This window comes from Paraburkholderia dilworthii (genome assembly GCF_000472525.1).
Classification (GTDB): domain Bacteria; phylum Pseudomonadota; class Gammaproteobacteria; order Burkholderiales; family Burkholderiaceae; genus Paraburkholderia; species Paraburkholderia dilworthii.
In genome coordinates this window covers 1-21,233 of sequence record NZ_AWZT01000049.1, presented here as the reverse complement: position 1 = coordinate 21,233, position 21,233 = coordinate 1, and the positions used below count along the sequence as shown (strand labels likewise).

The 21,233-nt window shown below is 62.4% G+C and carries 21 protein-coding genes; 1 reads left to right on the top strand and 20 read right to left on the bottom strand.

Annotated elements, in window-relative coordinates:
- Positions 1–179: 179 nt before the first annotated feature.
- The 17 genes from purF to leuC all read right to left on the bottom strand — a co-directional run bounded on the left by purF (position 180) and on the right by leuC (position 18,090).
- Entirely contained in the window at positions 180–1,730 is a 1,551-nt protein-coding gene (gene purF / locus F759_RS0129460) for an amidophosphoribosyltransferase (protein WP_027803020.1), read from the bottom strand.
- 145 nt (positions 1,731–1,875) lie between these two features.
- Positions 1,876–2,370 (bottom strand): CvpA family protein, encoded by a 495-nt coding sequence (locus F759_RS0129455; RefSeq protein WP_013342048.1) that lies wholly within the window; start codon positions 2,368–2,370, stop codon positions 1,876–1,878.
- Positions 2,371–2,377: 7 nt separating this feature from the next.
- A complete protein-coding gene (locus tag F759_RS0129450) occupies positions 2,378–3,319 on the bottom strand; it encodes an SPOR domain-containing protein (RefSeq protein ID WP_027803019.1) in 942 nt (313 codons plus the stop codon).
- Between the two features lie 29 nt (positions 3,320–3,348).
- Positions 3,349–4,659 carry a bifunctional tetrahydrofolate synthase/dihydrofolate synthase gene (folC, locus tag F759_RS0129445; protein ID WP_027803018.1) on the bottom strand — a complete coding sequence of 437 codons (1,311 nt, stop codon included), beginning with the start codon at positions 4,657–4,659 and terminating at the stop codon, positions 3,349–3,351.
- 207 nt (positions 4,660–4,866) lie between these two features.
- Positions 4,867–5,739, bottom strand: a complete 873-nt coding sequence (gene accD / locus F759_RS0129440; RefSeq protein WP_027803017.1) for an acetyl-CoA carboxylase, carboxyltransferase subunit beta — start codon at positions 5,737–5,739, stop codon at positions 4,867–4,869.
- Between the two features lie 80 nt (positions 5,740–5,819).
- Positions 5,820–6,632 carry a tryptophan synthase subunit alpha gene (gene trpA / locus F759_RS0129435; protein ID WP_027803016.1) on the bottom strand — a complete coding sequence of 271 codons (813 nt, stop codon included), beginning with the start codon at positions 6,630–6,632 and terminating at the stop codon, positions 5,820–5,822.
- Between the two features lie 48 nt (positions 6,633–6,680).
- Positions 6,681–7,592 (bottom strand): DNA-methyltransferase, encoded by a 912-nt coding sequence (locus F759_RS0129430; protein WP_027803015.1) that lies wholly within the window; start codon positions 7,590–7,592, stop codon positions 6,681–6,683.
- Positions 7,593–7,603: 11 nt separating this feature from the next.
- The gene (gene trpB / locus F759_RS0129425) at positions 7,604–8,797 is read right to left on the bottom strand and encodes a tryptophan synthase subunit beta (protein ID WP_027803014.1); all 1,194 of its coding nucleotides are present in this window, start codon (positions 8,795–8,797) and stop codon (positions 7,604–7,606) included.
- A 54-nt stretch (positions 8,798–8,851) separates the two neighbouring features.
- A complete protein-coding gene (locus F759_RS0129420; protein ID WP_036025523.1) occupies positions 8,852–9,601 on the bottom strand; it encodes a phosphoribosylanthranilate isomerase in 750 nt (249 codons plus the stop codon).
- Entirely contained in the window at positions 9,577–10,389 is an 813-nt protein-coding gene (gene truA / locus F759_RS0129415; RefSeq protein WP_027803012.1) for a tRNA pseudouridine(38-40) synthase TruA, read from the bottom strand. Before truA ends, F759_RS0129420 begins: the two co-directional genes overlap by 25 nt.
- Positions 10,386–12,980, bottom strand: coding sequence for a FimV/HubP family polar landmark protein (locus F759_RS0129410; protein WP_027803011.1), 2,595 nt, complete (start codon positions 12,978–12,980; stop codon positions 10,386–10,388). The genes truA and F759_RS0129410 overlap by 4 nt, the downstream gene beginning before the upstream one ends.
- A gap of 140 nt (positions 12,981–13,120) precedes the next feature.
- The gene (gene asd / locus F759_RS0129405) at positions 13,121–14,242 is read right to left on the bottom strand and encodes an aspartate-semialdehyde dehydrogenase (RefSeq protein WP_027803010.1); all 1,122 of its coding nucleotides are present in this window, start codon (positions 14,240–14,242) and stop codon (positions 13,121–13,123) included.
- An 84-nt stretch (positions 14,243–14,326) separates the two neighbouring features.
- Positions 14,327–14,533: a hypothetical protein gene (locus F759_RS43450; RefSeq protein WP_036025521.1), complete on the bottom strand. Its 207-nt coding sequence runs from the start codon at positions 14,531–14,533 to the stop codon at positions 14,327–14,329.
- A 101-nt stretch (positions 14,534–14,634) separates the two neighbouring features.
- Positions 14,635–15,702 carry a 3-isopropylmalate dehydrogenase gene (gene leuB / locus F759_RS0129395; protein WP_027803009.1) on the bottom strand — a complete coding sequence of 356 codons (1,068 nt, stop codon included), beginning with the start codon at positions 15,700–15,702 and terminating at the stop codon, positions 14,635–14,637.
- Between the two features lie 79 nt (positions 15,703–15,781).
- Positions 15,782–16,435: a 3-isopropylmalate dehydratase small subunit gene (gene leuD, locus F759_RS0129390; protein ID WP_027803008.1), complete on the bottom strand. Its 654-nt coding sequence runs from the start codon at positions 16,433–16,435 to the stop codon at positions 15,782–15,784.
- An 81-nt stretch (positions 16,436–16,516) separates the two neighbouring features.
- Positions 16,517–16,675 (bottom strand): entericidin A/B family lipoprotein, encoded by a 159-nt coding sequence (locus F759_RS0129385; RefSeq protein ID WP_027803007.1) that lies wholly within the window; start codon positions 16,673–16,675, stop codon positions 16,517–16,519.
- A gap of 5 nt (positions 16,676–16,680) precedes the next feature.
- On the bottom strand, positions 16,681–18,090 hold the full coding sequence (gene leuC, locus F759_RS0129380) for a 3-isopropylmalate dehydratase large subunit (protein WP_027803006.1): 1,410 nt from the start codon (positions 18,088–18,090) through the stop codon (positions 16,681–16,683).
- 313 nt (positions 18,091–18,403) lie between these two features.
- Between leuC and F759_RS0129375 the strand changes: the two genes are divergently transcribed.
- Complete coding sequence (locus F759_RS0129375; protein WP_027803005.1) at positions 18,404–18,655, top strand: GlsB/YeaQ/YmgE family stress response membrane protein; 252 nt, start codon at positions 18,404–18,406, stop codon at positions 18,653–18,655.
- A gap of 236 nt (positions 18,656–18,891) precedes the next feature.
- On the opposite strand, the gene gltA is transcribed toward F759_RS0129375, so the two are convergent.
- The 3 genes from gltA to F759_RS0129360 all read right to left on the bottom strand — a co-directional run.
- Positions 18,892–20,193 carry a citrate synthase gene (gltA, locus tag F759_RS0129370; RefSeq protein WP_027803004.1) on the bottom strand — a complete coding sequence of 434 codons (1,302 nt, stop codon included), beginning with the start codon at positions 20,191–20,193 and terminating at the stop codon, positions 18,892–18,894.
- 72 nt (positions 20,194–20,265) lie between these two features.
- Positions 20,266–20,538: an FAD assembly factor SdhE gene (locus tag F759_RS0129365; protein WP_027803003.1), complete on the bottom strand. Its 273-nt coding sequence runs from the start codon at positions 20,536–20,538 to the stop codon at positions 20,266–20,268.
- Between the two features lie 83 nt (positions 20,539–20,621).
- On the bottom strand, positions 20,622–21,233 hold a 612-nt coding region (locus F759_RS0129360; protein ID WP_027802955.1), incomplete at its 5' end, for a succinate dehydrogenase iron-sulfur subunit.

Genomic DNA, 21,233 nt, shown 5'->3' with positions numbered 1-21,233 from the left:
TGTGCGGGGAAAAGCTGGAGCGGAGGCGGATGGTTGCGGCTTGTCCACCATTCGCTTTAGCTGTTTCGGGTTGCCCCGCGTCCGCAAGCTGAGATCAAATCGACGCAAGCTGCCATGCTAACACGCTCGCGGCGCGGCGTGCAGCGAGGCGCGCCATGCCGAGAACGCTCGGTCCGAAGTCAGCCCACCGACAACTGCAAGTGCAGTTGCGAGCGCGCCGGGCCGCCGCCGTCGATCGCTTCGCTCGCAGCGTCGCGATCCGATTGCGACGACGGTGCAAGACGCGCCGTTTCGATGCGATCAAGGTACTCGGTCGTCACGTCGCCGGTCACGTAGTTGCCGTCGAAACACGACGCCTCGAACTCCTTCAGCGCCGGGTTGATGTCGCGCACGGCTTGCTTGAGCGCATCGACGTCCTGATAGACGAGATGGTCCGCGCCGATCATGCGCGCCACTTCTTCGTCCGAGCGGCCATGAGCGACCAACTCGCCGCGCGTCGGCATGTCGATACCGTAGACGTTCGGGAACTTCACCGGCGGCGCGGCCGAAGCGAAGATCACCTTGTTCGCGCCGGCATCGCGCGCCATCTGCACGATTTCGTGAGAGGTGGTGCCGCGAACGATCGAGTCGTCGACGATCAACACGTTCTTGCCCTTGAACTCGATGCCCATTGCGTTCAGCTTCTGGCGCACCGATTTCTTGCGCACCGCCTGGCCCGGCATGATGAACGTGCGGCCGACATAACGGTTCTTGAAGAAGCCCTCGCGATACTCGACGCCCAGCTTCTTCGCCACTTGCATCGCGGCCGGACGGGACGAATCGGGAATCGGCATGACGACGTCGATCGCGACATCGGGCAATTCGCGCTTGATCTTCTCGGCGAGGTAGTCGCCCATGCGCAGGCGCACGTTGTAGACCGGCACGCCGTCGAGCACGGAATCCGGGCGCGCCAGATACACGAGCTCGAAAATGCACGGGTTCAGGCTCGGGTTCGTCGCGCATTGCTGCGAGTGCAAGTTGCCGTCGAGGTCGATGAACACCGCTTCGCCCGGCGCCACATCGCGCACGAATTCAAAGCCGATACCTTCGATCGCCACCGACTCCGACGCCAGAATCCACTCGACGCCTTCCGCCGTTTCCTGCTTGCCGAGGCAAAGCGGACGAATGCCGAACGGGTCACGGAAAGCCAACAGGCCGTAACCGGCGATCAGCGAAACGATCGCATACGAACCCCGCACCCGCCGATGCACGCCCGACACAGCCTTGAACAGCGCGGCCGGATCGAGTTGCAGGCCCGAGCTCGAAAGCTGCAATTCGTGCGCGAGCACGTTGAGCATCACTTCGGTGTCGGAATTCGTGTTGATGTGGCGGCGATCGATGCGGAACATCTCATCTTTCAGCTGCTGCCAGTTGGTCAGATTGCCGTTGTGCGCGAGGATGATGCCGAACGGCGCGTTCACGTAGAACGGCTGGGCTTCTTCTTCGCTCGACGCCGAGCCGGCGGTCGGGTAACGCACCTGGCCGATGCCGGTAGTGCCCGGCAGGCTGCGCATGTTGCGCGTGCGGAACACGTCGCGCACCATGCCGTTGGCCTTGTGCATGTGGAAATTGCTGCCGTTCGCCGTGGCGATGCCGGCGGCGTCCTGACCGCGGTGCTGCAGAAGCAGCAGGCTGTCATAGATCAGCTGGTTGACCGGAGAATGGGAAACTACGCCTACGATGCCGCACATGGCATGTCCTTCAAAGGTACGAAATTCGTCAGAGCGGCCGGTGCCTCGCGAGCGCACGATATGACGCGACGGGTTCGCGACATGATGTAGAGGCAGCCGGTTTGAGCCGGAGTTCTGCAGCGTTCCTTAGACACTCATCTGATCGTCACACGCGGACGTAGGCAGCGAGCGTTTCCGGAAGCAGCGGTTTCATTACGTGCACGCCCTCTACCGCATATGGCCGCAGCAAGGCGTTGCGCCAGAATTCCTGTTGGGGCAGTTCGGTCAAGCCTGCAAGGGCGACCAGAATCAGCACCAGAACGACCCCGCGCACGAGGCCGAACATCAAACCGAGCGAGCGGTCCACGCCGCTCAGGCCGGTAGCCTGCACGATGCGGGACAGCAGCGCGTTTAGCACGCTCGCCACCAGCACCACACCGATCGCCACCAACGCGAAGGCCAGCAGCCACTGGGTCAACGCGCCGCCCGGCCACGTGGACGGGATGTACGGCACGACATAACCGACGAAGCGGCAAGCAATGAAAAACGCCGCAATCCAGCCGATGAGCCCGAACACCTCGGACAAAAACCCGCGCCATGTGCCGCGCAAGGCCGACAAACCGATCACCGCCATTACAGCGTAGTCGAAGGCAGTGAACATCGCTCGCTTACTGTGCAGCGCCGTTGTTCGCGCCCGACCCCAAGCCGGCCTCGCGCACCTTTGCGATTGCGGCGCTTGCCGCTGCCCGGTCCGCGAATGGACCGGCGCGCAAAAGCGTGAGCGTCGTGCCGTCGGCCTGCTTCCGATGTTCGGTATATGCGGGCACGCCGGCCGCTTTCAACTTGGTCGCCCAGTTGCGCGCATTCATTTCGTTTGCAAAAGCGCCAAGCTGGACGGCAAAACGGCTGCCAGGCGGCGAGGCCGGCGTGCCGGAATTCGCGTCCGCACTAGCCGTCGTCGTGCCGGTTTCGTCGACGCGAGGCGCCGTGGCGGCCGCATTACCGCGCGCCGGCTTATTGGCCGCATTGGTAGGCGGCTTGTTTGCCGGCTTGGTGACCGAATTATCCGCAGGCGCTGGCGCCGTGGCTGGCGCGGTGTTCGCAGCCGACCTGGTGGCGGGCGTTGGGTTCGCGTTCGCCTCTGCCTGCTTCGAATCCTGTGTTGCGCTCTTCTTTGCGCCCCCTGACTGGCTTTGTGCCGCCGTGGTGCTGGGCGCAAGACCCGAAGCCGCAAGCGCTGCATCAGGCGCCGGATTATCCGGCGCTACGCCGGCCTGAGTGTCTTCGTCGCGCCGCGTAAGCTTCGGCGCGGGGCGGCTCGGAATGTCGATGGAGATGTCGTCGGTAACAGGCTTCGGGTGCGAGTCCAGCACCATAGGCAGCACAACCACCGCTGCCACGACCATTGCGATTGCACCAACCAGCCGACGCCGCGCGCGCTGCTTTTCCGGCAACGTGGGGTCGAGCAGCATTGCATCGGCATCGACGGTGCGTTCCGTGCGGCGGGTCCGCCGCTCCACGCGCTCGCTACGGGCAGCCCGGGTGGAACTGGTGTTTGCGCCGCGCCGATTGGGCGCGTCGTCTTTCTTGCCGAACGAGAAAATTCCCATGAATCGCTTGGTTCGAGCGTGGCGCCCGTTCAGTGTTGCTGCGATTTACGGTAGGCCATGACGCCTGCTACCGTATAGAAACTGCCGAAAACCACGATTCTATCATTCTCTGACGCCCGTTTTAGCGCATCTTGGTATGCGTCGGCGGGCGTGGCGTAGCGCGTCACCGTGCTGTCGGCGCTGTCGCCTACGCCCTGCTCGCGCAAGGCGGCTTCCAGTTCTTCCGCCGATGCGGCGCGCGGCGTCGGCAGATCGGTCACGCACCAGTGATCGATCTCGCCCTTCAGATGGGCCAGGACGCCGGCAATGTCCTTATCGCCCATCATGCCGAGCACACCGTAGGTGTACGGGAAAAAGCCCATATTGCCCAGGTTCTGGCTCAGCACGGCGGCCGCATGCGGATTGTGGCCGACGTCCAGCACGATTGCCGGTTTACCCGGCAGAACCTGGAAGCGTCCGGGCAATTCGACGTTTGCGAGGCCGAGCCGGATGTCCTGAGCCGAAACCGGCAGACGGTCGCGCAGTGCTTCGAGACCGGCCAGCGCGGCGGACGTATTGATCAACTGGTTCGCGCCGCGCAACGCAGGATAGGCGAGAGCCGACCGGCGCATCGTCGGGCCGACGTAGCTCCATTGCTGGCGCTCGCTGCCCGCCTGGCCTTCATAGCGGAAATCGCGGCCAAATAGCCACAGTTCGGCGCCGATCTGCTCCGCATGGTCGATCAGCGTTTGCGGGGGCACCGGGTCCGCGCAGATCGCCGGCTTGCCGGCTCGGAAAATACCGGCCTTCTCAAGCGCGATTTTGTCGCGCGTATCGCCGAGATATTCGGTGTGGTCGATGTCGATACTGGTGACGATCGCGCAATCGGTATCGAGAATATTCACGGCGTCGAGGCGGCCTCCCAAGCCGACTTCGAAAATCACCGCGTCCAGTTCACGCGACGCGAACAGGCTCATGATCGCCAGCGTCGTGAATTCGAAATAAGTCAGCGAGACGGGCTCAGCCAGGCTCACCCGTGCGGTTTCGACCTTCTCGAAATGCGACAGCAGATCGGCGTCGCTCGCCATCTGGCCGTTTATCCGCGCGCGCTCGTTAAACGACTGCAAATGCGGCGAAGTATGACAACCCACGGTAAAACCGGCCCGCAGCAGGATCGATTCGAGAATCGCGCACGTCGAGCCTTTGCCGTTCGTCCCGCCAACCGTGATGACCGGGCACGCGAACGACAGCTGCATCGCGTCGCGCACCTGACTGATACGCGCCAGACCCATGTCGATGCCGACCGGATGCGCGGATTCAAGGTGCGTGAGCCACGCGTCGAGGGTGGGGAATGTGGTCATCGGGTGAATCGCGAGAGAATCGTTGAGCGGTGTGGTAAATATGCGCAGGCCGGCCGGCGCGTCGCGCAGTATGTGAGACCGTGATTATCCCGGAAATGACAACGCGCCGCTTGATTGCTCACGCGGCGCGTTGATTTTGCTGTCCCCCGGATGCCGCTCGACGCGCTGCACGGGCAAAGCGCGCCCCGACAGTTGTGCGCAGTCGGCTCAGGCTACTGCGTCAGCCGGCTGGTGGCTCAACAGCGCCATCAATTGAGCAAGTTCTTGGCGCAGCTTGCGACGGTCCACGATCATGTCGATCGCGCCCTTCGTCAGCAGGAACTCGGCTCGCTGAAAGCCTTCCGGTAGCTTTTCACGCACGGTCTGTTCGATCACGCGCGGGCCGGCAAAGCCGATCAGCGCCTTCGGTTCTGCGATCACGACATCGCCGAGGAACGCGAAACTCGCGGACACGCCGCCCATCGTCGGATCGGTCAGCACGGAGATAAACGGTAGTTTGGCCTCGGCGAGCTTCGTCAGCATCGCAGTGGTTTTCGCCATTTGCATCAGCGAGAGCAGGCTTTCCTGCATCCGCGCGCCTCCAGAAGCGGTGAAGCAGATAAACGGCACCTTTTGCTCGAGCGCGTTTTGCGCACCACGGGCAAAGCGCTCGCCGACCACCGAGCCCATCGAGCCGCCCATGAACGAAAATTCGAAGCAGGCCACGACCACCGGCAACGTGTGAATCGCGCCGCCCATGACGACCATCGCATCGGTTTCGTCGGTATCGTCCATTGCCTCTTTCAGGCGGTCCGGGTACTTGCGGCTGTCTTTGAACTTGAGAGCGTCAACCGGAACGATTTCCTGGCCGATTTCATAGCGGCCTTCCGGATCGAGCAGGCCGTCCAACCGCTCACGCGCGCCGATACGCATGTGATGATCGCACTTCGGGCAAACGTGCAGATTGGCCTCGACGTCATTGCGGTACAGCACGGCTTCGCATGACGGACACTTGATCCACAAGCCTTCCGGAATCCCCTTGCGGCTCTTCGGGTCGGTTTGTTTGATTTTCGGCGGCAGCAGCTTATCGAGCCAGCTCATATTCAATCCTTCTGGGGTCAACGGTCGAGCAAGCGGCGGGACGAACCCGCCGCTCACACTACAGACGACAAAATTACTTGTTATCGGGCAGTCGCGACGCTATCTAGCGCCTCGCGCACCTCGGCGACGAAGCGCGTGAGCGTCGCGGCGGCGGCTTCGGGGGCCGTCTGCTCGAGCAATTGCACGATACGGCTGCCGATCACCACGGCATCGGATACTTCGGCGACGAGACGCGCCGTTTGCGCGTCACGAATGCCAAAACCGACGCCCACCGGCAGGGGCACGCGCGACTTGATCGCCGGGATTTTACTCGCGATGCTGGAAACGTCCAGATTTGCCGCTCCGGTCACGCCTTTCAAAGAGACGTAGTAGACGTAGCCGCTCGCGATTTTGCCCACTTCCGCGATACGTTCGTCGGTTGACGTGGGCGCTAGCAGGAAGATCGGGTCGATGCCCGCGGAGCGCATTTTTTCGGCGAAGTTAGCGCATTCTTCGGGCGGATAGTCGACCACCAATACGCCGTCGACGCCCGCTTCCTTCGCCGCCTTCGCGAAGGCTTCGGCGCCCATCCGTTCGATCGGGTTGGCGTAGCCCATCAGCACGACCGGCGTCGTGTCGTTGGTTTCGCGGAAGCGCTTGACGTCGGCGATTACGTGGCGCAGCGACACGCCATGAGCAAGCGCGCGCTCGGACGATTGCTGGATGACCGGGCCATCGGCCATAGGGTCCGAAAATGGCACGCCGAGTTCGATGACATCGGCACCGCCTGCGGCGAGGGCGTGCATGAATTCGACCGTGCGCGCCGGGTCCGGGTCACCGGCCGTCATGAAAGGAATCAGGCCTTTTTTGCCTTGCTCGGACAGCACGGCGAATGTGTTCTTGATACGGGACATGGAATTGGTCTCGATTGAGCTACTGCGCTGGGCGCTCGGCGCGTTGCGTCATTGCACTTCGGTTTGCCGTTGAGCTTTGGCTTTGGCGGGCCGACGCGGTGCGGGCGCGGCAGCAGCGGCGCTGACGCGTTCGCGCGCTATCGCGCAGTAACTTTCATTGATTTCATAGCCGACGAATTCGCGCTGTTGGCGGGCGCAAGCGACTGCGGTAGTGCCGCTGCCCATGAAAGGGTCGAGGACGCGGCCGCCTTTCGGACAGCTGGCCAACACCATCCGCTCAACGATTTCCAAAGGCTTCTGCGTGGGATGATCGACGCGTTCGGCGTGTTGCCGGTGCAGCCTCGATACAGACCAGACGTCCTTCGGATTATAGCCAAGCTCCAGCCACTTACTGCCCTCGAACAATTTACGCGAACGCGCCTTCTTCGTGACGGCATCGTACGGGATGCGGACTGGATCGAGATCGAAGTAATAATCCTTCGACACCGCGAAAAAGCCAATGTTGTCATGCACCGACGTAAAACGGCGCACCGTTCCGCCCATGCTCGGCACACGGCGGTCCCAGATGATTTCGTTGATCATCGTGAGCTTTGTCTTCAAAAAGCTGAAGATTTCCGGCGCGTACTGCCAGGTGCAGAAGATATACAGCGAGCCCGACGGCTTGAGCTTCGGAATGGCAAGCTCGAGCCAGCCACGCGTCCAGGCGAGAAAATCGTCGCCGCTACGCATATCGGAGTCGTTGCCATAATCCTTGCCAAGCCCGTACGGCGGGTCGCACAGGATCAAGTCGATCGACCCGTCGGGAATATTCGCTACATCGGTCAAAAAATCGCGGTTCAACAACTGGATGCCCGCGGGCACCCGCGGCAACAGCAACGCAGGCGCCTCGGGCGCCACAAGCTCGCCGGCCGGCGTTATTTCGGTGGTCGCCGGCTGTGGCTCGTCGAACTCGTCACGCATCGTTGCGGCGCTCAGAACTGGATGCCCGATCGCTCTGCGACCGTGTGCATGTCCTTGTCGCCGCGGCCCGACAGGTTCACCAGAAGGTGCTTGTCCTTGGGCAGCGTCGGCGCGAGCTTCATCGCGTAGGCCAGCGCGTGACTCGACTCCAGCGCCGGAATGATGCCCTCGATGCGGCAGCAGTCGTGGAACGCCCTGAGCGCTTCTTCGTCGGTGATGCCAACGTATTGCGCGCGGTTGATCTCTTTTAGCCACGCGTGTTCGGGGCCGACGCCCGGATAGTCCAGACCCGCCGATATTGAATGCGTCTCGATGATCTGGCCGTTCTCGTCTTGAAGCAGGTACGTGCGGTTGCCGTGCAGCACGCCCGGACTGCCGCCGATCAGCGAGGCCGCGTGACGGCCAGACTCGATACCGTCGCCCGCAGCTTCCACGCCGATAAGCTGCACCGCCGTGTCGTCGATATAGGGGTAAAAAATGCCCATTGCGTTCGAACCTCCGCCAACGCACGCGATTACAGCGTCCGGCTGGCGCCCGATCAATTCCGGCATCTGCACCTTGCATTCGTCGCCGATCACGCGCTGGAAGTCCCGCACCATCATCGGATAAGGATGCGGCCCCGCTACCGTGCCGATGATGTAGAACGTGTTTTCGACGTTCGTCACCCAGTCGCGCATGGCTTCGTTCAGCGCGTCCTTCAGCGTGCGCGAGCCTGACTCCACCGGCACGACCGTCGCGCCGAGCAGCTTCATCCGGTAGACGTTCGCGGCTTGGCGGCGCACGTCTTCAGCACCCATGTAGACCACGCATTCCATACCGAAACGCGCGGCAATAGTGGCCGTCGCGACGCCGTGCTGACCCGCGCCGGTTTCGGCAATCACGCGCGGCTTGCCCATGCGCTTAGCCAGCAGCGCCTGGCCAATCACGTTATTGATCTTGTGCGCGCCGGTGTGATTCAAGTCTTCGCGCTTGAGAAAAATCTGCGCGCCGCCGAGCATTTCACTCCACCGCTGCGCGTGGTAAATCGGCGAAGGGCGGCCGACGAAATACTTCAGCTCGCGCTCGTATTCGGCGACGAATTCTGGATCTTTCTGGAATTTCTCGTACGCGGCACGCAGCTCGTCGAGCGCGTGAACCAGCGTTTCGGCGACGAACACGCCGCCAAACTGGCCGAAATGGCCTCTTTCGTCAGGCAAGTTATACATGGTGATCACTCTTATCGGGCGCGCGGCGTCCTGCTGGAGCGCCGCGCTGCGGAATCATCCGGCATCCGCCGCGCGCACTGCGCGTACGAATGCCGCCATCCGGGCGTGATCTTTCACGCCCTTGGCGCCCGGTACTTCGATGCCGCTCGAGACATCGACCGCGTACGGGCGCACACGATGGATCGCATCACTGACGTTTTGCGCGTTCAACCCACCACTCAAAACGGCCCGACGCGCGAGCTCTGCTGGAATAAGTGACCAATCGAAAACCTTCCCGCCGCCGCCATAGCCTTCGACATGGGTGTCGAACAGAAAGCCGTTGGCAGCTGAATAGTTGAGAGCCGATTTTACCAAATCGGCCGGTTGAGTATCCGCCGCAACTCGCAGCGCGCGCAACCAAGGCAAACCCGCAACGCTGGCGAGCGATTCGCACTGATCCGCCGTCTCATCACCGTGGAATTGCAACAGCGAGAGCCCGACGTTGCTGACCACCTCGCGTACCCAATCCGACGTGGGGTTCACGAACAGGCCGACCACCGACATGAACGGCGGTACTTGCTGCACCAGTTCGACAGCTTGCGCGACGCTCACCGAGCGTGGGCTCGGTGGATAAAACACGAGACCGATGGCGTCGGCGCCGAGGTCGATTGCGTGGCTCACGTCGGCCGGTTTGGACAGGCCGCACAGCTTGATGCGCGTGCGCCGCGGAATGGCTTGCTGTGTCGCGGTAGCGCCGGCTTCCGTCGCGCGGTTACCGGTTGCGTGGTCTTCAGTCGAATTCATGTTTGTGCCTGCTCGTTCCATACGGTGCTCCACGGCACGCTGCCGGTCTGCGGCGCGGGCACCGCGAAGTGCTCAGGATAGCCCACTTGTGCGAGGTACAACCCGTCGGGCATGAAGGTCGGCGCGGCCCGTTCGCGGTCGCAGCTCGCAAGCACTTCAGCCATCCACGCGACGGGCCGACGTCCCTTGCCGATATAAACGAGGCATCCCATCAGGTTGCGCACCATGTGATGCAGAAACGCGTTTGCCCGGAAACGGAAATGGATGAAGTCGCCCTGTCGCTGAATATCGATCCCATACAGGTGCTTGATCGGCGTCTTTGACTGACATTGCGATGACCGGAACGCCGAAAAATCGTGTTCACCGATCAAATGAGCCGCGGCAGCGCGCATCGGGTCGATATCGAGCGGCGTATGCACCCAACCCGCCCGCGCCGCCAGCATCGGCGAGCGTACCGGATGCACGTACAGCAGATAGTAATAGGTGCGCTCGAACGCCGAGAACCGGGCGTGAAACGCATCGGGCATTGGCTTCGCCCACTGCACCGAAATCGTCTTCGGCAAAAACGCATTGGTGCCGCGAATCCACGAGATGTCTGCCCGTTCGAGTTCCGTGTCGAAATGCACCACCTGGCCGAGCCCATGCACGCCGGTGTCCGTGCGACCGGCGACGACGGTATGCACAGGCGTCTGCGCGAATTCGCGCAACGCCCTTTCAAGCTCGTCCTGAACCGTGTTGCCATGCGGCTGCGACTGCCATCCGCAGAACGCCGAACCGTCGTACTGGACGCCTAGAGCAACCCGCTTCACGACAACGGAGCGAGCGTCGAGAGCAACGCGCGGGCATCGTTGCGCGTGGCCGGATCGTTTGCTTCGATCACTTCGTTGATCAGCGTGCGCGCGCCGGCAAGATCGCCCAGATCGATGTACTCGGCCGCCAGGTCGAGCTTGTTTCGAGCGATGCGGGCAAGGTCGGCCGGCGTGAACGCCGGCAGCGGCTGGGCCGGGCTTGGCGGCAACTCCAGGTCGAAGTCGAGCTTGAGCGCGCCGAAGCCTGCCGTGCCCAGGCTGCCAGCGCCGAGACCTGCCACGGCGGCACGGCCGGCGGTCCCGGCAGCGATTTCATCGGCGGTGTGCGGCGCCTGTTCGGCGTCGGGCGGCGGAACCGCTTGCCGCGCTGTCGATTCCGGCGACGCAACCGGCTGAGTGCTCAGCGATTCGGGGGCATGCACGGTTTCGGCGGCCGACTCGACGCGCGGCGGCAAGGCCATATTGAGACTGCTGAACGCATCCAGCGCGTCGCGCGGGAATTCCGCCGGCGCTTGCACACGCGGATGGTCGGACACTGCCGGATGCGCGGGCGTGCCGATGTGGTCGCCGTCTGCCTGGGCAGCTGTAGCCGGAGTGGACGGGATCAGCGGCTCCATCGGCTCTGGCGGCAGCGGCTCGTCGTCCCATTGCAGACGATGCGACAGCGGTTCCGGCTCCCATGCCTCATCGAGCGGTTCGAGCAGTTCGAGCGGTTCGAGCGGCGCACGCGGCAGAGCGTCGGCGCCTAGTTCGGCGGCGGCGTCGAGGCTCGCGGCCGTCGTCGCATCGTCCAGTTTCTCGTGGCGCTGGGCCGGCGCGAGGTCCGTTTGTTCCGGCGCAGAGGGTTGCTCGGGCGCCAGGTGGTCGGCGTTCGGCGCTGAGAACGCCGCCGATGGCTCACGCGCGGCGGACTGTTGTACCGTAGCCGAGCGTTCGGCGGCTGGCCGCACCGGCTCATGCGTTGCCTGCGCCGGTGTAGTCTCGTTAAGTGCGGTGCGTTCGGTCGCAGTTTGTTCGGGCGTAGGCTGCTGAGTTGCCGTCTCTTTGGTCGGGATGTTCCGCGCCGCTGCTTGCTCGGCAGTGATTTCCCGCGTTGCGGACCGTTCTGCCATCAGCCGTTCTGCCATCAGCCGTTCAGCTTCGGCTGCCTGCTCGGCCGCAGTAAGATCCGCACCAGTCCGATCGGTCGCGGCCTCTTCCGCCGCTGCGCGTTCCGCGGCCTCACTGCCGGCCGCAATTTGTTCGGCTGAGTGTTGCGCGGCCTCCGGCTCCGTCGTTTCTCGCTGTGTCGCTTGATGCATTTCAACTTCGCGCGCAGCCGCCGCCCGAATTTCCGCCTCGCGCTCGGCCGCGATGCGCTCGGACATTTCACGAGCGGCGGCTTCGCCCTCGGCAGCCTCACGCTCAGCGGCAGCCATTGCAGCCGCATGCTGCGCGGCGGCGTCAGAGTCGGGCACATCGCGCTGCGCTACCTGGCCTCGAGCCGCAGCGGAATCTGGCGGCTCAGTTGCCTGCGGCGGCGCCGCGTCATCCGACGACGCAGCCTGTTCCGCCTCGGCCAGCCGTTCACGCTTACGCCGGCCAAGACGCAAAGCAGTCAGCAGCACGACCAGCGCCGCGCCGACAGCCGCGCCTACGGCGAGGTTCGTCTGCGAAATGCCTGGTCCGTTCGAACTGGACATTACAGCGGCCGGATGACCAGGCGCGACAGCCGCAGCAGACGCACTCGCCGCCGTTTGCGCACCGCTTGCCGACGGCGCGACTTGCACCGCGGCCGACCCGCCGATGCCATGCTTCTGCAATTCCATCAATACGCGATTCTTGAGCGCAAGTAATTGCTGCAAGCTCGATACTTGCGCGCGCGGCTGCGACGCGCCCGAGGCCGCGTCGCTCGTCGACGGCTGGACCGCTCCGGCCCACACATGTGTGCCGCTAGCCGCCTGCGAACCGGCTGCTGGCGCCGATGATACCGTGCCGCTTGACCCAACCGAGCTTGTGTCGGCTGCCGCGCTGGCCGCGCCTTGCATCGCCGGCGTCGCAGCTTGCGTAGCGGGGCTTTCTGCGCTTGCCGCACTCGCTGCTGCCGCGTTGCCCTGCGCGGCGCCGCTCACGCCCGCTACGACTGCCGCATTCGACGACGAGCCACTATCAGCCGTCGGCGCCGATGCCGCTGTAGACGCAGCCACTGCCCCGGACGCGTCAAGCGGCGGCACGGTCAGCACGGCACCCAACCGCATCCGGCTCGGATCGTGGCCCATGAAGGCGTTCGGGTTCGCGTCAAACAGAGCGCGGGCCGCGCGTGCGAGCGTGGCCCGATCGTGTGATTGGGTGACGGCAATCGCCACGTCGTTCAGCGACTGACCCGGCCGAACCGTATATTGGCCGCCAGCCGCAGAGGACGCAGGAGCGGAACCCGAAACTGATGCCGATGCCGAAGTCCCGTCAGGCGCGCTCGCGGCGTCGCCGGGCGCGGCCATAGCGCTGCTCGAACCGGCGCCCGTCAACATCAACGCCAAAGCGGCCGCGGCCGCGAGGCGGCCGGTATCTGGGCGCATAAACATGGCCCGAAGGGAAGAGAGTCGAAGATTCATCGGGACTCCTGGCGCGTCAGCGCGCGGCCCTTTTTTGCGGTTATAAAAAGACAAGATTATCGGAGCACACAAATGAAAAAAGCGCCGCGCAAGCGCGACGCTTCTTGAGTTTTCTACGCGTCGTGAGCGCGTAGTTTACTTTACTTGTCGAGCACAATGCGAAGCATGCGGCGCAGCGGTTCGGCCGCGCCCCACAACAGCTGGTCGCCGACCGTAAACGCCGACAGATATTCGCCGCCCATCGCCAGCTTGCGAACGCGTCCGACCGGCACGGTCAGCGTTCCAGTGACGACTGCCGGCGACAAATCGCGCATCGACGCTTCGCGCTCGTTCGGCACAACCTTGACCCAGTCGTTGCCGGAAGCGAGGATGCTGTTCACTTCGTCCAGCGGCACGTCCTTGTTCAGCTTGATGGTCAGCGCCTGCGAATGGCAACGCATTGCGCCGATTCGCACGCACAGGCCGTCGACCGGAATGGAACCGGGAGTGCCCGCGGCCGGCTTGCCGAGAATCTTGTTGGTTTCGGCGCCGCCCTTCCATTCTTCCTTCGACATGCCGTTGCCGAGATCCTTGTCGATCCAAGGGATCAGCGAGCCGGCGAGCGGCACGCCGAAGTTGTCTGTCGGCATGCGCTCGCTGTTCATCGCGGACAACACACGGCGGTCGATATCCAGAATCGCCGACGAAGGGTCAGCCAAATCTTCCTTGGCCGCGCCGTACAGCGTGCCCATTTGCTGAAGCAGTTCGCGCATGTTCTGCGCGCCCGCGCCCGACGCGGCCTGATACGTCATGGCCGTCATCCAGTCGACGAGGTTTTCGCGGAACAGGCCGCCCAGCGCCATCAACATCAGACTGACCGTGCAGTTGCCGCCGATGAAATTCTTCTGCCCCTTGACCAGCGCGTTCTTGATCACGTCGAGGTTGACCGGATCGAGAATGATGACCGCGTCGTCTTTCATGCGCAGCGACGAAGCCGCGTCGATCCAGTAGCCGTTCCAGCCGGCCGCCCGGAGCTTCGGGAACACTTCGTTGGTGTAGTCGCCGCCCTGGCAGGAGATGATGGCTTCGCACTTCTTCAGGTCTTCGATGCTTGTCGCATCTTTGAGCTTGGTCTCGTTCTTGGCAAACGACGGCGCGTTGCCGCCCGCGTTGCTGGTGCTGAAAAACACCGGTTCGATCAAGTCGAAATCGCCTTCCTGTTGCATACGTTGCATCAGGACGCTGCCGACCATGCCGCGCCAACCTACGAGACCTACGTTCATGACTTCATACCCTTCGAATGGAAACTTCCCCGCATCTTTGCCCGCAGTGACCGCGCGGGGAAGATGAGCGGGCACGACGGACGATCAGCGTTTCGTGATCGTTTTCGGGGTAATCGTTTTAATGGATGTCGCGGTGGTAATGGCGAGCTCAACCACACGGGCCGTTTTGCCGTGCAGTTTCGAAATCGAGGAGATTTGAGCTATCTGTGCCATCGCTACAATATACACGAAAACCGGAATCCGGCGACGTCGTTGTCCGTCGCTGCCGTCCGTATTGCGCGAATCGGCCATTTTCGAGGCCGATTCGCGTATTACAGGTCTTTTGCCGACCTGATGACTGCTTCACTAAGCCGGGCGCGCAGCCCGGTAATCAATCCGGGCGCGAGTGGCTATTACATCGCCGCGACAACGGCGTCGCCCATCGCGACCGTGCCGACCTGCTTGCAACCGGGCGTGAGAATGTCGCCGGTTCGGTAGCCCTGCTCGAGCACCTTTTTCACCGCATTTTCGATGCGATCCGCCTGCTCCGCCTTGTTCAGCGAATAACGCAGCATCATGGCAGCCGACAAAATGGTTGCCAGCGGATTCGCCACGCCCTTGCCGGCGATATCCGGCGCTGAACCGTGCGACGGCTCGTACAAGCCCTTGTTGTTCTTGTCGAGCGAGGCCGACGGCAGCATGCCGATCGAACCCGTGAGCATCGCGGCTTCGTCGGAGAGAATGTCGCCGAACATGTTGCCGGTCACAATCACGTCAAACGACTTCGGCGCCTTGACCAGTTGCATCGCCGCGTTGTCCACGTACATGTGCGACAACTCGACGTCCGCGTATTCCTTCGACACGTCGATGATCACGTCTTTCCAGAACTGCGACGTTTCGAGCACGTTGGCTTTATCCACCGAAGTGAGCTTCTTACCGCGCTTTTGCGCCGCCTGAAACGCGACGTGCGCGATGCGGCGCACTTCGGGCTCCGAATAACGCATCGTGTCGAAGCCTTCCTTCGCACCGGCGAACAGTCCGTCCGGCGCTTCGCGTACGCCGCGCGGCGCACCGAAGTAGATGTCGCCGTTCAGTTCGCGCACGATCAGGATGTCCAGACCCGAAACGATCTCTTCCTTCAGTGACGACGCACCGGTCAGTTGCGGATAGCAGATCGCCGGCCGGAAATTCGCAAACAGTTGCAGATGCTTGCGCAGACCGAGAATGGCCTGCTCGGGGCGCAGTGCGCGCTCGAGCTTGTCGTACTTCCAGTCGCCAACGGCGCCGAACAGGATCGCGTCGGCCTCCTTCGCGAGCGCGAGCGTGGAATCGGGCAGCGGATGACCCTTCGCTTCGTAGCCCGCGCCGCCAACCGGCGCTTCTTCGAGTTCGAACTTTTCGCCGAGCACGTTCAGAACTTTCACGGCCTCTTTGACGATTTCGGGACCGATGCCGTCGCCCGGCAACACTGCGATCTTCATGCGAATTCCTTAATAATATTCTTCGAGACTTTGAGCCTGCATTAGCAATGCACGCGTCAGGCATTCAAGCGCGCGAGCCTTAGCCGACGATGCGGTGAGCAAGCCACGGCTGCTTCGCAATACGCTCGGCTTCGTACTGACGAATCTTCTCCGCATGACGCAGCGTGAGGCCAATGTCGTCGAAGCCGTTCAGCAGACAGTACTTGCGGAATGCCGCGACTTCGAACGGATACTCGGTGCCGCCGTCCGCCGTGCGCACGACTTGCGCTTCGAGGTCGATGGTCAGCTGGAAGCCGTTGAACGCATACGTTTCGTTGAACAGATGGTCGACCTGCTGTTCGGTCAGCACGATCGGCAGCAGGCCGTTCTTGAAGCAGTTGTTATAGAAAATGTCGGCGAAACTCGGCGCGATGATCGCGCGAAAGCCGTATTGCTGAAGCGCCCACGGCGCGTGCTCACGCGAACTGCCGCAGCCGAAATTCTTGCGCGCGACCAGCACCGAAGCGCCTTGATAACGCGGCTGGTTCAAAACGAAATCCGGATTCAGCGGACGCTTCGAATTGTCCTGACCGGGCTCGCCGTGGTCGAGGTAACGCCACTCGTCGAACGCATTCGGGCCGAAACCCGTGCGCTTGATCGACTTCAGGAATTGCTTGGGAATAATCGCGTCCGTGTCGACGTTCTCGCGATCGAGCGGCGCCACGACGCCGGTGTGTACGATGAATTTATCCATGACGTTGCGCCTGTTTCAGGACCGGCGATGCGCATGGCGGCATGGAAGCCGCTTGCATCGCCGGCAAAAATCAAAAACCGGTTATTTTTCAGCGTGATTGCTGATCGAATTGCCGAGGTGCGACATGTCCTGCCCAAATCCGTGCACCGTGTTGCACCCGGCCAGACCGAGCAGCAGCCCAGCCAGAGTACCGAGTGCGAAGCGGCGCAGTAGAGCGGTGCGATTCATGTTCTTCATCATGCGATTTATCCCAGCTTGCGAATATCGACGAAATGCCCTTCGATCGCCGCGGCTGCGGCCATTGCGGGGCTCACGAGATGGGTGCGGCCACCGGCGCCCTGACGACCCTCGAAGTTACGATTCGACGTGGACGCGCAACGCTCGCCCGGATCCAGCCGGTCGGCGTTCATCGCGAGACACATCGAACAACCCGGCTCACGCCATTCGAAACCGGCGTCCGTGAACACCTTGTCCAGGCCTTCACGTTCCGCCTGCGCTTTCACCAGCCCGGAGCCGGGTACGACCATAGCCAGACGGATGTTCGGCGCCACGCGGCGGCCGAGTTTCTTCACGACGTAAGCCGCGGCGCGGATGTCTTCAATGCGCGCGTTGGTACACGACCCGATGAAGATTTTATCCGGCTTGATGGACTCGATCGGCGCATTCGGTTCGAGCGCCATGTATTTGAGTGCGCGCTCAATCGCGTCGCGCTTGACGGGGTCTTTCTCACGCTCGGGATCCGGTACGCGGCCGTCGATGGCGGTGACCATTTCCGGCGACGTGCCCCACGTGACTTGCGGCACGATTTCAGCTGCGTTGAGTTCGACGACGCGGTCGAAATGCGCGCCATCGTCCGACTTGAACTGCTTCCAGTACTCGACCGCGTGATCCCACTCCGCGCCTTCCGGCGAGAACGGACGGCCTTTCAGATAGTCGATGGTGGTGTCGTCGACCGCTACCATACCGGCTCGCGCGCCCGCTTCGATCGCCATGTTACAGACCGTCATGCGGCCTTCCATAGACAACGAGCGAATCGTCGAGCCGCCGAATTCTATTGCGTAGCCGGTGCCGCCCGCCGTGCCGATCTTGCCGATAATCGCGAGCACGATGTCTTTCGCCGTGCAGCCGCGGGGCAGCGGGCCTTCGACCTTCACCAGCATGTTCTTGCTCTTCTTCTGCAAGAGCGTTTGCGTGGCGAGCACGTGTTCCACTTCTGACGTGCCGATGCCATGCGCGAGCGCACCAAAGGCGCCGTGCGTGGACGTGTGCGAATCGCCGCAGACGATCGTCATGCCCGGCAGCGTGGCGCCCTGCTCCGGCCCGATGATGTGCACGATGCCCTGGCGCAGATCGTTCATCTTGAACTGCGTGATGCCGTAGGTGTCGCAGTTCGAATCGAGCGTGTCGACCTGCAGCTTCGAAACCGGGTCGGCGATACCGTGGCTGCGGTCCGTGGTCGGCACGTTGTGGTCCGAAACAGCCAGATTCGCGCTGATGCGCCACACCGGACGCTCAGCCAGCTTCAGACCTTCGAACGCCTGAGGGCTCGTGACTTCGTGCAGCAGGTGACGGTCGATATACAGAATCGTCGTGCCGTCTTCTTCCGTGTGGATCACGTGTGTGTTCCACAATTTGTCGTAGAGAGTCTGTGGCATGGTATGCGGTGTAGTAATGACTGCGGGGCTGACTGTGTCAGTCGATTATGCCACGCGAAGTCGTCCTTTGGGCCGCACAGTCATCGAAAAAGCGATATAAAACAGAGGGTTGGGTGGTAGTGTCGATACCTGTATTGGTGTTACCCGGCAAGCTTTGCGTTAAGGCGCAGTTGTTGCGCGAGCGTTCGACGCGCGAACCGGCGCGCTTTGGGGACTGACTTGCGCCTCTAGCGTATGCTCCGAAAAGCGTCGCGGTGGAGAAGTAGCCCGTAGTTAATGAAAACGGTAGTACTCACACTCTTGGGAGGTCAGCATGCTTTCCTTCATTGGTACGATCATCGTGGGGCTCGTCGTCGGCTTGATTGCGCGCGCAGTGAAGCCCGGCGACGACAAGATGGGGCTGATCATGACCATCATTCTCGGTATTGCCGGCTCACTGATTGCGGGCTATATCGGGCGTGCGCTCGGCTGGTATCAACCGGGCCAGCCGGCGGGCTGGATCGCGTCGGTAATTGGCGCGATCATCCTGCTGGTCATTTATGGATTGGTGCGCCGGCGGACTTGATCGCCGCCGGTGACGCACCTGCGGTGGCGATAGTGAAATGGCCCGCTCGCTCCACGGCGGGCCTCGCGGACTGGTCGGCTCGCTGACCTTGATCGTGGAACGGATGGCGGCACGCGGCGCGCGTCAAACGACAACGCCCCAACGGTAAAACCCGTTGGGGCGTTTTCTCTCAAGCCTTCAATTCCGCTTAGTCCACTGCAAACCAACCGCAACAGACCGGCCAGAATCAAAACCGATCAGCGTTGCGCGATCGGCTTCGCTTCACGTTGCGTGTCGCCGATAAACAGCTGACGCGGACGGCCAATCTTCTGTTCAGGATCGGCGATCATTTCGTTCCACTGTGCAATCCAGCCGACCGTACGAGCCATCGCAAAGATACACGTGAACATCGACGTCGGGATGCCCAGCGCGCGCTGCACGATGCCCGAGTAAAAGTCGACGTTCGGGTACAGCTTGCGCGACACGAAGTATTCGTCTTCCAGCGCGATCTTTTCCAGTGCCATCGCGAGCTTGAACAGCGGGTCGTCGTGCAGGCCCAGTTCGTTCAGCACTTCGTGACAGGTTTCGCGCATCAGCTTCGCGCGCGGATCGTAGTTCTTGTAGACACGGTGACCGAAGCCCATCAGCTTCACGCCCGAGTTCTTGTCCTTCACCTGCTTGATGAACTCAGGAATGTTGTCGACCGAGCCGATTTCTTCCAGCATGTTCAGCGCGGCTTCGTTCGCACCGCCGTGCGCCGGGCCCCACAGGCAGGCGATGCCGGCCGCGATACACGCGAACGGATTCGCGCCCGACGAACCGGCGAGACGCACGGTCGACGTCGATGCATTCTGTTCGTGATCCGCGTGCAGGATCAGAATACGGTCCAGAGCGCGCACCAGCACGTCGTTGACCTTGTAGTCTTCGCACGGGTTCGAGAACATCATGTGCATGAAGTTCGCGCTGTACGACAGGTTGTTGCGCGGGTACGCGAACGGCTGGCCGATGCTGTACTTGTACGCCATCGCGACCAGCGTCGGCAGCTTCGCGATCATGCGGATGGCCGACACTTCACGGTGACGCGGATTGTTGATGTCCAGCGAGTCGTGATAGAACGCCGACAGCGCGCCGACTGCGGCGACCAGAATCGCCATCGGGTGCGCGTCGCGACGGAAACCGCGGAAGAAGAAGTGCATTTGCTCATGCACCATCGTGTGATTCGTCACGGTCTTCACGAACTCGGCCTTCTGCTGCACGTTGGGCAATTCGCCCTTCAGCAGCAGGTAACACGTTTCCAGAAAGTCGGCGTTTTCCGCGAGGTTGTCGATCGGGTAGCCGCGGTACAGCAGTTCGCCCTTGTCGCCGTCGATGTAGGTGATCGCCGAATTGCACGCCGCCGTCGACATGAAGCCAGGGTCGTACGTGAACTTGCCGGTCTGGCCGTACAGTTTGCGGATGTCGATCACGTCCGGGCCGAGAGTGCCCTTGTAAATCGGCATTTCAACGCTCGGCGAATTATCGCTGAACGATAGCGTGGCTTTAACATCTGACGGGGTCATAGCACATCCTCAATCGAAGTATGTAAACAGGGTTTCGATAATTGCACGCCTGGAACAACGCACTCGCGGCGCTCAAGCGTTGCGCAGCAGCTCCAGGATCCGGATCACATCCGGGTCGGCAAGCTCGCCTTCCGGTTCCTTGCGCGCGAGAAGCAAGTCCATCAGGTCGTTATCGCTCAGCTCGAGCAGGCGCGTAAGTGCGCCCACATCGGCATCGCTGAGGTCATGCTCATATCGGCTGAAAAAACGTTCGAAGATCAGATCGTTTTCCAGCAGGCCTCGCCGAGCGCGCCAGCGAAGACGCGCGCGGCGGAGAGGGTCGGACTGATGCGATGTATCGGTCATGTCAGTACGTGCCGGGCCGCTCCCAAGCGTACTGACCGCCCCTTCGGGGGCAGCGGACGATAGCGAGCGCGGGGGTTATTCATCTAGACAGCGCGGCGCACCATCAATTCCTTGATCTTGCCGATCGCCTTGGTCGGGTTCAGCCCCTTCGGACAGACGTCGACGCAGTTCATGATCGTGTGGCAGCGGAACAGGCGGTACGGGTCTTCCAGGTTATCGAGCCGCTCGCCGGTCGCCTCATCGCGGCTGTCCGCGATGAACCGGTAGGCCTGCAACAAACCCGCCGGACCCACGAACTTGTCCGGATTCCACCAGAAGCTCGGGCACGACGTCGAGCAGCTCGCGCACAGAATGCACTCGTACAGCCCGTCGAGCTCGTCGCGCTCCTCCGGCGACTGCAACCGCTCCTTCTCCGGCGGCGGCGTGTCGTTGATCAGGTACGGCTTGATCGAGTGATACTGGTTGAAGAACTGCGTGAAGTCGCAGATCAGGTCGCGCACCACCGGCAGCCCCGGCANCGGACGCAGCACGATCTTCTGCGGCAGGTCGTTCAGGTTCGTCAGGCACGCCAGACCGTTCTTGCCGTTAATNTTCATCGCGTCCGAGCCGCACACGCCCTCGCGGCACGAACGGCGGAACGACAGCGTCTCGTCCACGGCCTTCAGCTTCACGAGCGCGTCGAGCAGCATGCGCTC

Excerpts from the sequence above, each read along its gene's own strand:
- purF (WP_027803020.1), bottom strand. The coding sequence starts at position 1,730 with ATGTGCGGCATCGTAGGCGTAGTTTCCCATTCTCCGGTCAACCAGCTG.
- F759_RS0129455 (WP_013342048.1), bottom strand. The coding sequence starts at position 2,370 with ATGTTCACTGCCTTCGACTACGCTGTAATGGCGGTGATCGGTTTGTCG.
- F759_RS0129450 (WP_027803019.1), bottom strand. The coding sequence starts at position 3,319 with ATGGGAATTTTCTCGTTCGGCAAGAAAGACGACGCGCCCAATCGGCGC.
- folC (WP_027803018.1), bottom strand. The coding sequence starts at position 4,659 with ATGACCACATTCCCCACCCTCGACGCGTGGCTCACGCACCTTGAATCC.
- accD (WP_027803017.1), bottom strand. The coding sequence starts at position 5,739 with ATGAGCTGGCTCGATAAGCTGCTGCCGCCGAAAATCAAACAAACCGAC.
- trpA (WP_027803016.1), bottom strand. The coding sequence starts at position 6,632 with ATGTCCCGTATCAAGAACACATTCGCCGTGCTGTCCGAGCAAGGCAAA.
- F759_RS0129430 (WP_027803015.1), bottom strand. The coding sequence starts at position 7,592 with ATGCGTGACGAGTTCGACGAGCCACAGCCGGCGACCACCGAAATAACG.
- trpB (WP_027803014.1), bottom strand. The coding sequence starts at position 8,797 with ATGTATAACTTGCCTGACGAAAGAGGCCATTTCGGCCAGTTTGGCGGC.
- F759_RS0129420 (WP_036025523.1), bottom strand. The coding sequence starts at position 9,601 with ATGGAACGAGCAGGCACAAACATGAATTCGACTGAAGACCACGCAACC.
- F759_RS0129410 (WP_027803011.1), bottom strand. The coding sequence starts at position 12,980 with ATGAATCTTCGACTCTCTTCCCTTCGGGCCATGTTTATGCGCCCAGAT.
- asd (WP_027803010.1), bottom strand. The coding sequence starts at position 14,242 with ATGAACGTAGGTCTCGTAGGTTGGCGCGGCATGGTCGGCAGCGTCCTG.
- F759_RS43450 (WP_036025521.1), bottom strand. The coding sequence starts at position 14,533 with ATGGCCGATTCGCGCAATACGGACGGCAGCGACGGACAACGACGTCGC.
- leuB (WP_027803009.1), bottom strand. The coding sequence starts at position 15,702 with ATGAAGATCGCAGTGTTGCCGGGCGACGGCATCGGTCCCGAAATCGTC.
- leuD (WP_027803008.1), bottom strand. The coding sequence starts at position 16,435 with ATGGATAAATTCATCGTACACACCGGCGTCGTGGCGCCGCTCGATCGC.
- F759_RS0129385 (WP_027803007.1), bottom strand. The coding sequence starts at position 16,675 with ATGATGAAGAACATGAATCGCACCGCTCTACTGCGCCGCTTCGCACTC.
- leuC (WP_027803006.1), bottom strand. The coding sequence starts at position 18,090 with ATGCCACAGACTCTCTACGACAAATTGTGGAACACACACGTGATCCAC.
- F759_RS0129375 (WP_027803005.1), top strand. The coding sequence starts at position 18,404 with ATGCTTTCCTTCATTGGTACGATCATCGTGGGGCTCGTCGTCGGCTTG.
- gltA (WP_027803004.1), bottom strand. The coding sequence starts at position 20,193 with ATGACCCCGTCAGATGTTAAAGCCACGCTATCGTTCAGCGATAATTCG.
- F759_RS0129365 (WP_027803003.1), bottom strand. The coding sequence starts at position 20,538 with ATGACCGATACATCGCATCAGTCCGACCCTCTCCGCCGCGCGCGTCTT.